The organism is Kitasatospora sp. NPDC057738, assembly GCF_042798815.1.
GTDB lineage: Bacteria > Actinomycetota > Actinomycetes > Streptomycetales > Streptomycetaceae > Kitasatospora > Kitasatospora lactacystinica.
This window is the reverse complement of the sequence record NZ_JBHVJT010000026.1, coordinates 1-15,798: the sequence shown is the minus strand read 5'-3', so window position 1 is coordinate 15,798 and position 15,798 is coordinate 1. Positions and strand designations below refer to the sequence as shown.

Here is a 15,798-nt window from a genome sequence, read left to right as displayed (position 1 = left end):
TCACCCTCTCTTCCCTCCCCGCCCCCTCCCGTCCCCATTAGTTACGTAGAACCCAACCAAGAAAAAGGCCCCGCCCCCCCCCCCCCCCCCCCGCCCCCCCCCCCCCCCCCCCCGCCGGGACCCGACGGTGGCGGCCGACCGGTGGGCGGCCCGCCGAGGGGACCGGACCGGTGGCCGCCCGCCGTCAGACCGTGGCCGGGGTGTACTTGTAGCCGACCCGGCGGACCGTCACGATGGTGTCCCGGTAGGCCGGTCCGAGCTTGCGGCGCAGCCGGGCGACGTGCACGTCGACCGTCCGCCCGTCCCCGACGTGGCCGTAGCCCCAGACCGCGGAGACCAGGTGGTCCCGGGTGTGCACCCGCTGCGGGTGCTCGGTGAGGTGGGCCAGCAGCTCGAACTCCAGGTAGGTGAGGTCGAGCAGCCGCCCGTCGACGTAGGCGTTGCGCCGCTCGCTGTCGACGGCGATGCCGCGCTCGGCCGGGCGGACGTGACGGACCCCCGCGACGGCGTGGGCGGCGGGCCCGCCGGTCGCCGCCGGCGCGCCGGGAGCCGGGTGAGCCCCGGTGACCGGGTGCCCCCCGGAGAGCGCGGCGGCCCCGGAGACGGTGGCGGCGCCGACCGGAACGCCGGGCAGCCCGACGGTTCCGGCCACCGGGCTCTCGGCCGGCACCAGCACCAGGTAGCCGACCATCGGGCTGCCGTTCGCGCCGCCGAACTGCGCGCCGAACTGGGCGAGCACCCCCTGCGGCAGCACGCCCTGCGGCAGGGTGGCGACGACGGCCGCCCCCTCCGGCAGCGCGGCGAGCAGCGCCTGGGGCACCTGCGGGACCGTCGCGCCGGGCTGCGCGGCGGCGGGGGCCGGAACGACGGCCGGGCGGACCGGACCGGCGTGGGTCGGGCCGGCATGGGGCGGGCGGGTTTGGGTCGGGCGGGCCTGGGGCGTGCGGGTCGCCGCGCCGGGCCATCGGTCGGCCCCCGGCGCCGGGGGGACGGACGGTCCGGCGACCCCGGACGTGCCGGGACCGGCCGCGGGAACGGCGGTGACCGGCGGGACGGAGCGGACCGCGCGCAGGTGCGGGGTCGCGGTGGGCAGGGGCAGGGTGGCCGTGGAAGAAGAAGACATGGTGTGCCGCTCATTTCGCGCGTGACGGACGGGGTGGAGTCGTCTGCGCGTCGACCGGGCGTACTGCCTGGGCTGGACCGAACCGGATCAGCGGGCGGAAGGCCGGGACGCGCTGGGCGAGCCGGGACACGTCTGATCGAACAGGTGCGGCTGCCGGGACGGCCAGAACGGCTCGAGGTCGGGGCGACCCCGGCGGCTGTCCACGGCGCGGCTCCCGCGCCCGTTCCACCGTCCGGTCCGTCCGTCCGCGCGCATCGCGGGGGCCGACCCGGTCGTTCGGGTACGGCCGACGACGCCGGGGGCGGTACTGGGGCAGACGATGTTCACTGGTGGTCTCTCCGCTGGGCGGGTCCGGATGGTCGGCCGCGGGCACGCCGGTGGGGCGGTCCGCTACGGCCTGGTCGACGGGTGTCGGCGGTGCGTCGGGCGGTGGGCCGGGTGGGCCGTCAACGCCGGGGACGTACCGGGAAGGTCAGGCCGGTCAGCGACAACACGCGCTGCAGGTCAGCGCGTGGTCGATGTAGCGGCGGACGGTGAGCGCCGGGTCGGCGGCACCGGGCACGGCAGTGCCGGACACGAGGGCATCGGGCATCGGGGAGCCGGGCACGGCGGTGATGATGCGTCGTCGGCCGACGGTCATCCGGCTGCCCTCCCCCTTCGTTCTCCACACGGTGGCGCGCCGTCTCCGGCGCCCGCCGACGATGCCTCGCCGGTTCGTCGAAGGCCGTCCGCCGGTCGCAACGCCCGTACGAACGGGGTGTTTCCGGCACTCCCGACGGCATGGCCGGGCGGCCTTCGTCCACAGAGCCTTCCACGGCCGGGCCGGTCTAGGCAACCTTCGGCACAGTGATCGTCCGGGATGCGGACGGTCGGGTGAGACGGCGGGCGGAACGGGCAGGTCGGCGCGCCCACCTGCCAAGTCCTCGCGCCACCGCCGCCGCCCGCCCGATGCACCGCCGCCGCGCGGCCGATGTCGGGCCGGAGCCGAGTCGCCCTCAGGCGCCGACCGGGGCGCGGCGATACGTGAGGGCGGCGGCGTGCTCGACCAGTGCGACGAGCAGGTCCTTGCCGTCCTGCCGCAGCCGCGCGTCGCAGAGCAGCACCGGGATGCCCGGGTCGAGGTCGAGCGCCTCGCGGACCTCGTCCGGCGAGAACCGCTCGGTGCCCTCGAAGCAGTTCACCGCGACCAGGAACGGAATGCCGCGCTGCTCGAAGAAGTCGACCGAGGGGAAGCAGTCGGCCAGCCGCCGGGTGTCCGCGAGCACCAGGGCGCCGAGCGCGCCGCGGGCCAGTTCGTCCCAGACGAACCAGAACCGGTCCTGCCCGGGCGTGCCGAACAGGTAGAGCGCGAGGCCCGGCCGCAGGTCGATCCGGCCGAAGTCCATCGCGACGGTGGTGGTGCGCTTCGCCTCCACCCCCGAGGTGTCGTCCACCGGACGGCCCAGCTCGCTGAGCTCCTCCTCGGTGCGCAGCGGCCGGATCTCGCTGACCGAGCCGACCAGGGTGGTCTTGCCCGCGCCGAAGCCGCCCGCGACCAGGATCTTCACCGCCACGGACGGACCGCCGCGCCAGCGCGGGTCGTTGGCGTTCGCCGGGTGGGCCGCGGCGCCGTCCCGGTCGGGCGCGGTGCCGACCGGTCGGGGGTGGGGGTCAGAGCGCACGGAGTCCATTGATCACGTCTCGCAGCAGGCGCTCGTCCGGCAGCTCGGCGAGCGGAACGGGTCGGGTGACGCTGATCAGCTCGGCGTCGTAGAGGTCGCCGAGGAGGACCCGCACCACACTGACCGGCAGGTCGGTGTAGGAGCCGAGCTCGGCGACGGAGAGCGGCTCGCGGCGGCACAGGGTGAGCAGCGTCTGGTGCTCCGGGTCGAGGACGTGCGCGGGCACGGCCCCCGCGACCGGCCCGGGCTCGACGGCGGTGACCAGCGAGATCAGGTCGAACAGCCCCTCCTCGACCGGCCGGGTCCGGCCGCGGGTCATCGAGTAGAGCCGCACCACCGGGCCGGCCTCGTCGTCGAACCAGCGGTCGTCGACCGGGGTGCGCGGCCGGAAGAGGTCGACCTCGGGCCCGTCCGGGCCCGCCGGCCCGCCCTCCGCCGCCACCGGGCGGTCCGGGCCGTCCGGGCCGTCGACACCGGACGGGCCATCGGCGCCGGCCGAACCCCCGGCACCGGCCGAACCGCCGACGCCGGACGGCCCGGCCGTGCCCACCGGCACCTGGGGGCCGTCCGACGTCTCCGGGCCGCCCGGCACATCCGCCATCGGATCCGCCATCGGACCGCTCATCTCACCGGCGGGGCGGTTTCGGTGCGCGGCTCGGCGGCCATGTGCTCGCCGACCCGCTTGACCAGCAGCGCCATCTCGTACGCGATCTGGCCGATGTCCGCCTCGGCCTCGCTCAGCACGGCCAGACAGCTGCCGTCGCCGGCGGCCGTGATGAAGAGGAAGGCCTCGTCCAGCTCCACCATGGTCTGCCGGACGCCACCGACCTTGAAGTGCCCGCCGGCGCCCTTCGCCAGGCTGTGGAACCCGGCGGCGACGGCTGCCAGGTGCTCGGCGTCCTCGCGGTCGAGATCGCGGGAGGCACCGGTGGCCAGGCCGTCGTTGGAGAGGATCACCGCGTGCCGCAGGGCCGCGACGCGCCCCACCAGGTCGTCCAGGAGCCAGTTGAGGTCCCCTGACGACTGCATCGACGTGGTCATGAATCAGTTCCTTCCGCTGGAGCGGGTGGTGCGTGTGGAGCGGGTACAACGGGTGGTTCGGGTACGGCGGGTGGCGCGGGCGCGCCGGTGTCCGGGTTCCGGCGGACCGGCTGCCCGGGCGGCACCCGACGGGCGAGCGGTGCCCGGCCGGTGTCCTGCGGCGCGGGCAGCGCCGCCGGGGCGGGTGCCGGGGCGATCGCCCGCCGGGACCGGTCCGGCGGCTGCCAGGCCGGTACGGCGGTGGATCGCCCGTTCCCCCGTACGGCACGATCGTCGGGCGTGCCGGGACGATCCGTCAACGGAGCACCGGGGCGGTCCGCCGGCGCACCGGCGCGGCCGGGGGACGCGCCCGCACGGTCGGCCGGAACGGTGGCGCCGCGACCACGGGTGAAGCCGCGCTGGAACGAGGCGAAGGTGGCCCGGGCCTCCTCGGGCGAGCGCTCCCGGGCCTCCCGGGTCTCCCCGCCGTCGCGGGGACCCCGGCCGTCCCGGGTGTCCACGGCCGACGCTTCCCCGGCCGCGCCGTCGGCTCCGGCCCCGTTGCGGAACCGTTCCTTCAGCTGCTCCGTGAGCTGATCCCTGAGCTGCGGTGCCAGGTTCGCCTGCCGGACCCGCCGGGGCAGGCCGCCGAGCGTCCGGGGTGCGGCGTCCACAGGCGCAGCCGCGGTCGGGTCAGCGGCCGGGTTGGCGGCCGGCTCGGCCCCGGCCGCTCCGGAGACCCCGACCACACCGGCCACACCGGCAGCCGCGATGGCCGCCTCGGCCGCCGCCACCGCGAGGTCCTCCCGCCGGTGGCGCCCCGTCCCCGGCGCGTCCTCGGTGTCCGCCACGGGCGCGGGGACCAGCACCGGCCCGCCCTTGCCCCGCGAGGCCCGGCGCGGCAGCCCGCCCGCCGTACGGCCCGCCTCCGGCACGGACGGCCTCGGGCCGCCCGTCGTCCCGCGGTGCTTGTCCGCCTCGTCACCGCCGGCGACGGCGCCCGTACGGCCTCCGGCCACCGCTCCGGCCGAGGCACCCGCACCCGAACCAATACCAACACCCGCGGAGCCGACCGGCCCGGACGCCGCCCAGGAGGCACCCCCCGACCCGGGCACGGCGACCAGGTCCCGCTGCCCGCGCCGGCCGCCCGCCGCGCCCCGCTGCCCGGCCGGGCCCGGCTCCGGCTTCCCGTCCGGCGCCTCCGCGAGCAGTTCGCGCGGGATCAGCACGACCGCCGTCGTCCCGCCGTAGGGGGACGGCCGCAGGTGCACCCGGATGCCGTGCCGCCGGGCCAGCCGACTGACCACGAACAGGCCCAGCCGGTCGGTGTCGGCGAGGTCGAACTCCTGCTCCACGGCGAGGCGTTCGTTGATCTCGGCGAGCATCTGCTCGCTCAGCCCGAGGCCGCGGTCGTCGATCTCCAGCGCGAAGCCGTGCGCTACCACCTCGCCCTGGACGGTGACCTGGGTGCTCGGCGGGGAGAACACCGCGGCGTTCTCGACGAGTTCGGCGACCAGGTGGGTGACGTCCGCGACGGCACTGCCGAGCAGGCCGGTGCCGGGGAACGGCCGGACGATCACCCGGGCGTAGTCCTCGACCTCGCCGACGGCCGCCCGGACCACGTCCACCATCCGGACCGGCTTGCGCCAGGCCCGCCCGGGCGAACCACCGGCCAGGATGATCAGGCCCTCGGCATGGCGGCGCATGCGGGTGGTGAGGTGGTCGACCTTGAAGAGGTCCTCCAGCTCGGCCGGGTCCTCGGTGCGGCGCTCCATGGTGTCGAGCAGGGTGAGCTGCCGGTGCAGCAGCACCTGGCTGCGCCGGGCCAGGTTGACGAACACCGCCGAGACCCCGCGACGCAGTTCGGCCTGTTCGACGGCGGCCTCGACGGCGGCCCGCTGCACCGCGTTGAAGGCCTGGCCGACCTGGCCGATCTCGGCGTTCCCGAAGTGCAGCTCGGGGGCCTCGGTGGCCACGTCCACCGGCTCGCCGCGGCGCAGCCGCAGCATGACGGACGGCAGCCGGGTGCCGGCCAGCTCGTCGGCCGCGTTGCGCAGGCCGATCAGCTCGCGGGCCAGGCCCCGGCCGATCCGGAACGAGATCATGATGGACAGCACCACGGCGACCAGACCGACCGCACCGGCGATGCCGCCGCGCCAGAGCATCCCGATCGCCGCGGACCGCGCGCGCTCGTCCAGCCCGGCCGAGATCCGGCTGTTGATCGAGGCGAGGTCGCCGAGCGCCCGGTCGGCGGTCTCCCGCCAGGAGTCGGTGTTGAGCGCCTGGACCACCCGGTCGGGGCCGCCGGCGCCGACGAAGTCCGCTTCGGCTCGGGCCAGTGCGCCCCAGGCCTCCCCGCCGCGCAGCGCGGCGTAGTCGGACTGGTCGGCGGGGTCGAGCTCGGCGACGTAGACGGTGAACAGCGCCTGCTGGTTGTGCAGGGCGTCCAGCGCGACCTGGTACTGCTCGGCGGTGGGCCTGGCGGCGCCGGTGCGCAGGCCCTCCATCGCCGCGTCCTCCTGCGACAGGTACTCCCGGGCGCGCACCAGCTCGATCAGGATGGTGCCCTGACGCGGGAGTTGGCCGCTCTGCCGGGCGACGTAGGCGGACCGGAAGCCGAACACCGGCTTGACCAGGTCGCTGTACTGGCCCAGCGCGAACTCCCAGTTCAGCGCGGAACGGCCGACCTGGGCGCGCAGCGGTCCGAGCTGGTCGGCGGCGGCGATGATCTGGACGAAGCGACCGCGCTGGGGGGCGGAGAGCTTGCCGCCGGAGCCGTCCTTCTTCTGCCGCAGCACGTCCAGACTGCGGTCGGTGGCGGCCTTGGACCGTTCGTAGGCCTCCCTGGCGGTCGGCGACCGCGGGTCGGCCAGCCGCTGGACGGCGGCGCGGCGCTCGTTCTGCAGGTCGCCGGTGTACTGGTCGACCGGGCCCGCGAACTCCTTGTACGTACGGCTGATCCCGAGCTGGTTCCAGACGTCCCCGGTGGTGGCGATCGTCGCGTACGCCCACAGGGCCGTGAGCGCGACGATGGGCACCAGGAGCAGCGCGATGATCTTCGCGCGGATCGAGCTGCTGCGCAGACGCATGGAGTCCTCGGTCGGGAAGTGCCGGGCGCGGACGGGGAGCGGAGGGGGGAACATGGCGGGTCTTGGGAACGCTGGAGGGGTCGGCGGAGGGGCTCCCGGCCACAGGTCTGCGAGACTCTACTACGCCCTGACCACTCGTTCGAGGGGTGAACCGGTCCACCGACCGGTCTCGTCCCGCACACGTCAGAAACCGGTCAGCCATCCTCCGCTACGCATCCGGAACATCCGTCGATGCCCGGAATGCGGCGCCGGCGCGGGGCCCGCGGCCTCCGCGATTCCTTCCCGGCGCCTCCCCCTCGCCTCCCCCGGGCCTCCCCGGGCGCGACACCACCGGAGGGGAGCCGTGCCGATCTCGTCGTGTCACCGCCACAACCCTGGGCAGTGACAGGGCGATCCGATAGTTTCGGCGCACCCCGTACCACCCGTACGACCGGCACCGAACTGGGGAGGACCGTGCGCGAGTTCACCACCCCCGCCCCGGCCGCGCCCGAGGCCACCGGAGGACTCGCCGACTCCCTCTACGACACCGCCGAGCGCACCCCCGACCTGGTCCAGCTGTCCTGGCGGGCCGGGGACGGACAGTGGCAGGACGTCACCGCCCGCGAGTTCCGGAACCAGGTGCTCGCCCTGGCCAAGGGCCTGCTCACCCACGGCGTGCGCTACGGCGACCGGGTCGCCCTGATGTCCCGCACCCGCTACGAATGGACGCTGTTCGACTACGCACTCTGGTCGATCGGCGCCATCACCGTCCCGGTCTACCCCACCGCCTCCCCCGAGCAGGTGCGCTGGATCCTCGCCGAGACCCAGGCCGTGGCCTGCCTGGTCGAGGACGAGGACGCCGCGATGACGGTCGGCGCGGTCTGCGACGCGCTGCCCGACCTCACCGGCATCTGGCAGCTCGACCGGGACTGCGTCGCCGCGATCACCGAGGACGGCCTCGGCGTGCCCGACTCCCTGGTGCACCGCCAGCGCCTCGGCGTCGCCACCGGGAACATCGCCACGGTCGTCTACACCTCCGGCACCACCGGCCGCCCCAAGGGCTGCCTGCTCACCCACGCCAACCTGGCCGCCGAGGCCGACGCCCTGCTCGCCGGCTGGGGGGACGCCCTGCGCGACACCGGCGGCGGCCGCCCCGCCACCCTGCTGTTCCTGCCGCTCGCGCACGTCTACGGGCGCGCCGTGCAGATCGCGGCGATCCGCGGCGGCTTCCGGATCGGGCACGTCCCCGAAGTCTCCACCGACGCGCTGCTGCCCGCCCTGGAGACCTTCCGCCCGACCTTCCTGCACGCCGTCCCGTACGTCTTCGAGAAGATCTTCCAGCAGGCCCGGCGGGCCGCCGAGGACGCCGGCCGCGGCGAACTCTTCGAACAGGCCCGGCAGGTGGCCGTCGACTGGGCCGCCGCCCGGGAACAGAAGGCCTTCGGTCGCGGCCCCGGCCCGGGCGCGGCCCTGCGGCTGCGCCACCTCGCGTACGAGCGGACCGTCTACCCGAGGCTGCGGGCGGTGCTCGGCGGCCGGGTTCGCAGCGTGATGAGCGGCGGCTCGACGCTCCGGCGCGAGCTGGGCCTGTTCTTCACCGGCGCCGGCCTCCAGCTGTACGAGGGCTACGGGCTGACCGAGACCACCGCCGCGATCACCGCCAACCCGGCCGGACGGCAGAAGCTCGGCACGGTCGGCCGGCCGGTGCCGGGCGCCTCGGTGGCGATCGCCGACGACGGCGAGGTGTGGGTGCGCGGCGGCTCGGTCTTCGGCGGTTACCTCAACCATCCGCAGTGCACCGCCGAGTCCCTGGTCGACGGCTGGTTCGCGACCGGCGACCTGGGCCGGCTGGACGAGGACGGCTACCTCAGCATCACCGGCCGCAAGAAGGACCTGATCGTCACCAGCAGCGGCAAGAACCTGGCCCCGGCGGCCCTGGAGGAGCGGGTCGAGGCGCACCCGCTGGTCTCCCAGTGCCTGGTGGTGGGCGACGACCGCCCGTACGTCGCCGCACTGATCACGCTCGACCCGGCGGCACTGGCGCACTGGCTGAAGACCCACGGGCGGGAGCAGTCGGACCCGTGGACGGTGCTCGCGGACGAGGAACTGCACATGGAGGTCCAGCGTGCGGTGGCGGCCGCGAACACGGCCGTCTCACGGGCCGAGTCGATCCGCGCCTTCCGGCTGCTGCCCCGGGAGTTCAGCGAGGAGCAGGGGCTGCTGACGCCCTCGCTCAAGCTGCGGCGGACGGCGATCGCCGAGTACTACGCGACGGACATCGAGGAGCTGTACCTGTCCTGAACCGGGCCCGTCCGCCGCCTCCCTGACGTGACGTCTTGTCCCTTGTTCCTCGGGCATGGTGACCGCGCGTCGGCCGACCGGGACCGCCGGGTTCACCCGCCGTTCCCTTGACGGCCCCATTGGTCTAGTCCATTGTTGCGACGATCCGGGGTTCCGCACCCCGGAGTTCCACGTTCAGAATTCCTCGCTCAGAGTTCCACGTTCACAGTCCCCGTTCAGAGTTCCACGTTCAGAGTTCCACGGTCCGATTCCGCTCACGCTCTCCCCACGGGCGTGCCCCCACTTGCTGGAGTCCTCACGTGTCGATGTCCACGTGCCTGTCCTCGCGCCTGTCCACGCGTCTGTCCTCGCGCCTGTCCGTGCTGGCCGCCTCCGTCGCGCTGCTCACCGGTCTCGCCGCACCCGTGGCCTCCGCCGCCGCTCCCCCGGCCGGCGGCCCGGGCACCCAGGCCGCGCCGACCGTCAACCTCGCCACCAACCCCGGCTTCGAGCTTCCCTCCCCCGACCTCGCCGACTGGGGCAGCATTCCCGGCTGGAGCTGCACCGGCGGACCGGCCGAAGCGTCCGTCAGCACCACCGCCCCGCACACCGGCACCTCCTCGCTCACCGTCACCCCGGCGAACGCCGACTCCACCGGCGAGTGCGCGCAGACCGTCGCGGTCCGGCCCAACACCACCTACACGGCCTCCGCGTGGGTCCGCGGCAGCTTCGTCCACCTGGGCGCCACCGGCACCGGCAAGGACGTCGCCCCCGCCTGGACGGAGACCACCGGCGGCGGCTGGCAGCGGCTGAGCACCCGGTTCACCACCGGCCCGAACGCGCGCAGCATCCGGCTCTACGTGCACGGCTGGTACCAGCAGGGACCGTTCTCCGTGGACGACGTCCGGGTGGACGGCCCCGCACCCGCCCCGGCCGTGGCCGCCGGCTCCGTCCCCACCAACGACAAGGTCGTCTTCTTCACCGTGGACGACGGCTGGCAGCGCACCCCCGAGGCGGAACGGTTCATCGCCGACCACCGGCTGCCGATCACCGCCTTCCCGCTGCCGATGCCCGCCACCGCCGACCCGGCCTTCTTCCAGCGGGTCACCGCCGTACCCGGCTCCTCGATCCAGGACCACAGCGTCTCCCACACCGACCTCAGCACGCTCCCGCTGGAGCGGCAGCAGGTCGAGATCTGCGACGCACGCGACTCGATGACCCGCCTCTTCGGCACCGCGCCGACGTTCTTCCGCCCGCCGTACTTCACCTGGAACGCCGACACCCTGCAGGCCGCCGCGAACTGCGGCATCCGCACCGTGCTCACCGCCGACGCGGACTTCAGCTGGGGTGCCGCCAACATCTGGCACCCGGGCCCGCTGCAGCCGGGCGACGTCGTGCTGATGCACTGGACCGACACCCTCGCCGCCGACCTCCAGCGCGCCCTCGCCGCCGCCGACGCCGCCGGGCTCAAGCCGGCCGGCCTGGTCGACTACCTGCACTGACGGGAACCGTCCGGAGCCGCCGGCGTGCACCGGGCCCGACGTGCACCGGGCCCGACGTGCACCGGGCCCGACGTGCACCGGGCCCGACGTGCTCCGGACCCGATGTACACCGGACCACGTGCTCCGGACCCGACGCGCCGCCGCCTCCGAGGGGAGCGGCGGCGCGTCGCCGCTCGCGGCCGGGTTGGGGCTCCCACCTGGCTCAGCCCGGTGGCGGCTCAGCCACCGAACGCATCCCCTGTCCAACCGATCAGGCGCGCCTCGAAGTCGGCGGCGGAGGTGAAGCCCTCGGCCAGTGATCCCGCTCGTTGACAGCGTGTCCGCGGCCTGGCTCTAATGGGGGCGTGCAGCGCGGCGTCGGCCACAGAGCAGTGGGCCGGCCGGCAGCCGAGCCGGCACCTTTCCGAAGGGACGATGCGCGATGAGCACTCTCTCCGCTTCCCTGATCTGACGCCGGGCGGTCACCGCGGTGCCCGCGTGTGCGAGCCGCGTCCCGCGACGGATGTCGCCGGACGGGCCAGCAGCCGTATCACCGGACCGGGGTCCGACCATCGGCGCCGATCGACCACCGGCCCCGTCTCCGGCCCCGATCTCCGGTAACGGCACAGGCACAGGCACCGGCACCGGCACCGCTTGTGGCCGCAACTCCCCTTTCCTCTCTGGAGATCCATCACACACGCATGCCCATGTCCTTCAATCTGAACGTCATCGAGGAGTTCCGCGCCAACGGCGGGCGGGTCGGCGGCCCGTTCGAGGGCGGCGACCTCTTGCTGCTGACCACCACCGGAGCCCGCTCAGGGCGGCCGCACACCGTGCCGCTCGGGTACGTCCGGGCGGAGGGGCTGCTCCTGGTCGTCGCCTCGGCCGCCGGGGCGCCGGAGCACCCCCAGTGGTACCGCAACCTCCTCGCCCACCCGGTGGTCCGGGTCGAGCTCGGCGCCGAGGCCTTCGACACCGTCGCCGTACCCGCCGAGGGCGGCCGCCGGGAGCGGCTGTTCGCCGCCGTGGTCCGGAAGGCTCCGGGCTACGGGGACTACCAGGCCCACACCGACCGGGAGTTGCCGGTCATCGTCCTGGAGCGGCTCGAACCGCCCGCCGGCGGTCCGGCCCCGGTGGTGGTGCGCAGCCTCGCCGACAAGCTGCTGGAGGCGCACACCTGGCTGCGCGCGCAGCTGCGCCACGTACGGGAGGAGGCACACGCCCACGTCCCGGGCCGCCCGGCCGCGCTCGGACTGCAGCTGCGCCAGCACTGCCTGGCTTTCTGCGACGGGCTGACGCACCACCACACCGGGGAGGACTCCGCGATCTTCCCCGCTCTCGCGCGCAGCCATCCTGAGCTGGCCGAGGTCCTGGCGCGGCTCGACGAGCAGCACCGGGCCATCGGGCGGATCAAGGAGGAGCTGGTGGGCCTGCTGGCCGGGATCGCGATCACCGAACCGGAGCGGCTCCGGACGGAGCTGGACCGGATGTCCGCCGAGCTGGAGGCACATCTGGACTTCGAGGAGGCGGAACTGCTGCCGGTCCTCGCCGGCATTCCCTTCCCGCCGACCGGGCCCGCACCGGGGCCGTCCGCACCGAACCCGTCCGCACCGGGCGGGTCAACGCAGGACGAGTCGACGAAGGGCGGGCCGGCACCGGACCGGTCATCACCGGGAGGCGGCTGAAAGGGCGTTGCCGCCGTCCCCCTCCCGAGCCGCGGGAGGGGGACGGCGGCGGTCCGTCCTTGGACGGGGCGCTCCGTCGCGGCAGTTCTTACAGCCCCGAGAACACCGGGAGGTAGCCGCCGGACTGGCCGGCCGCCTTCGGGTGGTAGCTCTCGTCGACCGGCAGGGTGGTGCTGTTCAGCCAGGTGGTCAGCGAGCCGCAGATCTCGTGCTCGTTGAAGATGCTGCGGACGTCACCGAAGGCGAAGCCGGCGTTGGCGGCCCGCTTGGCGAGGACGCCGTCCAGGGTGTCGGCGGCACCGTTGATGGCGGCGCGCTTGGTGTCACCGATGCCGAAGATGCAGCTGCCGCCGACCTTGTAGATGTGCGGGTAGCCCATCACCACGACGTGGGCGTTCGGGGACTTGGACTTGATCGCCGAGTACACCTTGTCCAGCTGGCCGGGCAGGGTGGTGGTGGCGTAGCTCTTGGCCGTGTTGACGGCGTTGATGCAGTCGGCGTCCGAGCCGAGGACACAGGTCTGCATGGTGTCGGCGAAGCCCGCGTCGTTGCCGCCGACCGAGATGCTGACCAGCGTGGTGCTGGCGTCCAGGGCGGAGATCTGGCTGTTCAGGATGTCGCCGGTCTTGGCGCCCGAACAGGCGACGAACTTGAAGGAGGACGGCGCGTGCGCGTTCTTCCAGAGGTACGCGTACGCGTTGGTGCTGCGCTTGCAGCTGCCGCTGTCGCTCAGGTAGCTGCCGGCGCCGACACCGGACGAGTACGAGTCGCCGAGGGCCACGTAGTTGACGCCGGCGGCGTTCGCGGACGTCGCAGCGAAGAGCGTCGTCATGGTGAGGCCCGCCGCTATGGCGGCGATGGACAGGGCGCGGGCAGGACGAATCATCACAGCTCCAGTGGGGTGGCGTGGTGAGGGTCACAGAAGTGATACCAGGCGGTAGCCAAACCCGGAAGCGGTCATGCCAAGGATATTGACGGGACGTCCGATAGCTCCGAGATGAACTGCCGCTGACGGTCCGTGATTTCACGCAGGTCAGCGGGGGTGCGCGGTGACGCGCGTAGCGCAGCGCGCGTAGACCGGCAACTTGCAGAAATTCCGTGCAAGGCAAGCGCGGAGTTGCCGCCCGGCCATCGCCGGGTCGGATTCGAAGTGGGTGTCAGCCGACCCAGGGGGGGCTGGTGACACCCGCGAAGGCAGGTCGAAGGTGGGCCGGAAGGGCATCGGCGGCACCACGAGAATTCACCGCTGTGGCCGATCGGACGCAAGTGGCCGATGTTGACGTCCGTCCCGCATGGCACTGCGTCAGGGCATCGCGTCGGCCCGGGCCGGCCCGGCCCGGCCCGGTCAAGCCCCGCCCGGCCCGGCCCGGGCCGGCCCGGCTCGGCGCGCCCCGGCTCGGCGCGCCCCGCAGGGACGTCGCTCGGGAGTACGGCGACCCGCGAGGTCAGCCCCGCGCGCCGGGGCGGCCACCACCGGGGTGCATGGCGCCCGTGTACCCGGCACCCGGATACACGGTGCCCGGGGAGACCGTGCAGCCCTCGACCGGCAACTCCTCGATCGCCTCGTTCGCGGCCGCGGGCACGCCGAGCCAGCGGGCGGCAGTGGCGACCGCCGCCCGGGCTTGGCGCAACCCGGGCGCGCCCCAGCCGAGCAGTTCGACGGCGAGGCCCGGTGCGACCAGCAGCCGCCGGTAGTGCCGGCCCGAGGCCGGGTCGGCCGTGCTCGGGCCGACCGACCGCAGCGCCGCCGCCATCCGGACCCGCGCGCACTCGTGCCCGCCGTTCGCCGAACCGACCCGGTCGTAGAGGTAGCCGAGGTAGTACGGCCGGCCGATCCGGGCCTGCGCCTCCTCGGCCGCCTCCCGGGCCAGGGCGGCCGCCGGGTCCCCACCGTCCTCCGGCTCCAGCGAGCCGCCGGGCAGCGAGCAGATCCCGTCCCGGGGGTTCACCAGCGTCAGCACCCGCCCGTCGGGCGCGAACAGCCACCCCCAGGACTGCTTGACCGGCAGCCCCTCCGGCACCGGCTCGCCCGGCCGCCACGGCCAGCCCGCCGTGGGGCGCCGCCGCACCTTCCCGAGCAGCTCCGCGACCTCCGCGCTGTACTCGATCGGGCTCATGCTCTCGCCCCGCGGCGCTCGACGGGGATGCTCGCCCCCGCGCACCCCCCGGCGCCGAGCTCGCTCCGCTCGCTCATCCGTCCCCCTCTCGCAGTCGGGCTTCGCCGGACCGGCGGTGCGCGGGGAGGACCTGCAGGGCGCGGTACGGGGCGGAGCGGCCGGAACGGCGGCGTGGGGCACCGCGCGTTCCTGCTGTTGATCTTCTCCGAATCTTCCCCGAACACGCGGTCGATGAACAGTCCCCAGCGCCGCATGGTGGATGCGGAGACGACGGACGTGGTGGACGCGGAGGCGGTGAACGCCCTGATCACCCCAGCGGCCCACCCCCTTCCCCGGGGTCTCGGAAGCCGGGCAGCGGGAACCCGGGCCGAGGGTCCACCCCGGGCGGGAAAGGCAGCCCGCGCGCGGCGTCGTCCGCCAACTCGTCGAACACCTCGTGCGCGGTCATCGGCCGCAGCCGTCCGCCGGTCAGCGCCCAGCCGCGCACCGGCGGCCGGGGCCGGGCCTCCTCGGCCGGGGGCGCGGGTGGACGGCCGGCCGGGGAGGCGGGTGGACGGCCGTCCGGGCCGGACCGGTCGTCGCTCCGTCCGTCCACCCGTACGCCCACCGACGGATCGCCGTGCAGCAGCAGCGCCCCCTCCCCGCCCAGGGCGACGCCCGCCGCGAGCGTGACGCAGAACGCCTCTGCGTCCCGCCCCGCGGGGTACAGCAGCCCCTCCTCCACGCAGACGTCCACCGCCGAGGTGAGCTCCTCGCCGTCCTCCGGGCCGTGGCAGCGCAGCGTCAGCAGATGGCACCCCTCCCCCGCGCCCTCGGCCAGCGCGAGGTAGACCGACGTCACGTACCGCATCACGGCGGCCATCCGGAGCTGCCCGGCCGGGTCGTCGCCGACGGCGCCCAGCAGAGCCGCGCAGGCCACGGACATCCGCACCCGTGCCCGGTGGTCGTCCAGCAGCACCGGGACCAGCTCGGCCAGCCGCTCCCCCGCGTAGACGAACGGCTCCCCGGCCAGCTCCGGATCGCCCGCGTAGGCGACCCGGGCGGCGGGCGCCCGGGGGTCGAGGCCGAGCGCCGCGCAGTAGTCCTCGAAGTCGCCCGCCTCCAGGACCCGCAGGTGCACCTCCAGCCCCTGCCGGTACAGGGCCGTCAGGTGCTCCTCCGCCCGCCGCAGGTAGGCCTGGTGCCCGAGCCCGCCGAACAGCCCGTACTGCGCGAGCCCGGCGAAGTCCCCGGCGTCGACGGCCAGGGCCAGCGCCACCGGCTGGGGCGGCGGCGCACCCCGGACCCGGCCGCCTCGGCCGGCCGCCCGCGCACCGCCCCCTCCCGCCCGGGCCCCCGGCGGCCGCCCGCTCCCGGGTGGCGC

12 protein-coding genes are annotated in these 15,798 nt (G+C 74.7%); 3 read left to right on the top strand and 9 right to left on the bottom strand.

What is annotated here, in order from left to right; genetic code table 11:
* Positions 1-184: 184 nt before the first annotated feature.
* From ACFVGO_RS16535 to ACFVGO_RS16510, 6 genes are all read right to left on the bottom strand, one after another.
* On the bottom strand, positions 185-820 hold the full coding sequence (locus ACFVGO_RS16535) for a winged helix-turn-helix domain-containing protein (RefSeq protein WP_380632433.1): 636 nt from the start codon (positions 818-820) through the stop codon (positions 185-187).
* Between the two features lie 784 nt (positions 821-1,604).
* Entirely contained in the window at positions 1,605-1,763 is a 159-nt protein-coding gene (locus tag ACFVGO_RS16530) for a hypothetical protein (protein ID WP_359898564.1), read from the bottom strand.
* A 355-nt stretch (positions 1,764-2,118) separates the two neighbouring features.
* Positions 2,119-2,793, bottom strand: a complete 675-nt coding sequence (locus tag ACFVGO_RS16525) for an ATP/GTP-binding protein (protein ID WP_380359312.1) — start codon at positions 2,791-2,793, stop codon at positions 2,119-2,121.
* Positions 2,774-3,226 (bottom strand): DUF742 domain-containing protein, encoded by a 453-nt coding sequence (locus ACFVGO_RS16520; protein ID WP_380632430.1) that lies wholly within the window; start codon positions 3,224-3,226, stop codon positions 2,774-2,776. The genes ACFVGO_RS16525 and ACFVGO_RS16520 overlap by 20 nt, the downstream gene beginning before the upstream one ends.
* A gap of 179 nt (positions 3,227-3,405) precedes the next feature.
* On the bottom strand, positions 3,406-3,825 hold the full coding sequence (locus ACFVGO_RS16515; RefSeq protein WP_049652175.1) for a roadblock/LC7 domain-containing protein: 420 nt from the start codon (positions 3,823-3,825) through the stop codon (positions 3,406-3,408).
* The gene (locus tag ACFVGO_RS16510) at positions 3,822-6,947 is read right to left on the bottom strand and encodes a nitrate- and nitrite sensing domain-containing protein (RefSeq protein ID WP_380632327.1); all 3,126 of its coding nucleotides are present in this window, start codon (positions 6,945-6,947) and stop codon (positions 3,822-3,824) included. Before ACFVGO_RS16510 ends, ACFVGO_RS16515 begins: the two co-directional genes overlap by 4 nt.
* Before the next feature lie 399 nt (positions 6,948-7,346).
* On the opposite strand from ACFVGO_RS16510, the gene ACFVGO_RS16505 reads away from it, so the two are divergent.
* The 3 genes from ACFVGO_RS16505 (at position 7,347) to ACFVGO_RS16495 (ending at position 12,318) form a co-directional block, all read left to right on the top strand.
* Positions 7,347-9,173 carry an AMP-dependent synthetase/ligase gene (locus ACFVGO_RS16505; protein WP_380349145.1) on the top strand — a complete coding sequence of 609 codons (1,827 nt, stop codon included), beginning with the start codon at positions 7,347-7,349 and terminating at the stop codon, positions 9,171-9,173.
* Between the two features lie 305 nt (positions 9,174-9,478).
* Positions 9,479-10,654: a polysaccharide deacetylase family protein gene (locus ACFVGO_RS16500; protein WP_380632427.1), complete on the top strand. Its 1,176-nt coding sequence runs from the start codon at positions 9,479-9,481 to the stop codon at positions 10,652-10,654.
* Between the two features lie 680 nt (positions 10,655-11,334).
* A complete protein-coding gene (locus ACFVGO_RS16495) occupies positions 11,335-12,318 on the top strand; it encodes a nitroreductase/quinone reductase family protein (protein ID WP_380632326.1) in 984 nt (327 codons plus the stop codon).
* A gap of 88 nt (positions 12,319-12,406) precedes the next feature.
* Here ACFVGO_RS16495 and ACFVGO_RS16490 read toward each other — a convergent pair whose 3' ends face one another.
* From ACFVGO_RS16490 to ACFVGO_RS16480, 3 genes are all read right to left on the bottom strand, one after another.
* On the bottom strand, positions 12,407-13,204 hold the full coding sequence (locus tag ACFVGO_RS16490) for an SGNH/GDSL hydrolase family protein (RefSeq protein WP_359898568.1): 798 nt from the start codon (positions 13,202-13,204) through the stop codon (positions 12,407-12,409).
* 559 nt (positions 13,205-13,763) lie between these two features.
* Positions 13,764-14,435 (bottom strand): NUDIX domain-containing protein, encoded by a 672-nt coding sequence (locus ACFVGO_RS16485; RefSeq protein ID WP_380349150.1) that lies wholly within the window; start codon positions 14,433-14,435, stop codon positions 13,764-13,766.
* Between the two features lie 307 nt (positions 14,436-14,742).
* Positions 14,743-15,798 (bottom strand): hypothetical protein (locus tag ACFVGO_RS16480; protein WP_380632324.1); only part of this gene is annotated, 1,056 nt, incomplete at its 5' end.

Coding starts and splice junctions, on each gene's coding strand:
- ACFVGO_RS16495 (WP_380632326.1), top strand. CDS start 11,335: ATGCCCATGTCCTTCAATCTGAACGTCATCGAGGAGTTCCGCGCCAAC.
- ACFVGO_RS16490 (WP_359898568.1), bottom strand. CDS start 13,204: ATGATTCGTCCTGCCCGCGCCCTGTCCATCGCCGCCATAGCGGCGGGC.
- ACFVGO_RS16515 (WP_049652175.1), bottom strand. CDS start 3,825: ATGACCACGTCGATGCAGTCGTCAGGGGACCTCAACTGGCTCCTGGAC.
- ACFVGO_RS16530 (WP_359898564.1), bottom strand. CDS start 1,763: ATGACCGTCGGCCGACGACGCATCATCACCGCCGTGCCCGGCTCCCCG.
- ACFVGO_RS16525 (WP_380359312.1), bottom strand. CDS start 2,793: ATGGACTCCGTGCGCTCTGACCCCCACCCCCGACCGGTCGGCACCGCG.
- ACFVGO_RS16500 (WP_380632427.1), top strand. CDS start 9,479: ATGTCCACGTGCCTGTCCTCGCGCCTGTCCACGCGTCTGTCCTCGCGC.
- ACFVGO_RS16510 (WP_380632327.1), bottom strand. CDS start 6,947: ATGTTCCCCCCTCCGCTCCCCGTCCGCGCCCGGCACTTCCCGACCGAG.
- ACFVGO_RS16485 (WP_380349150.1), bottom strand. CDS start 14,435: ATGAGCCCGATCGAGTACAGCGCGGAGGTCGCGGAGCTGCTCGGGAAG.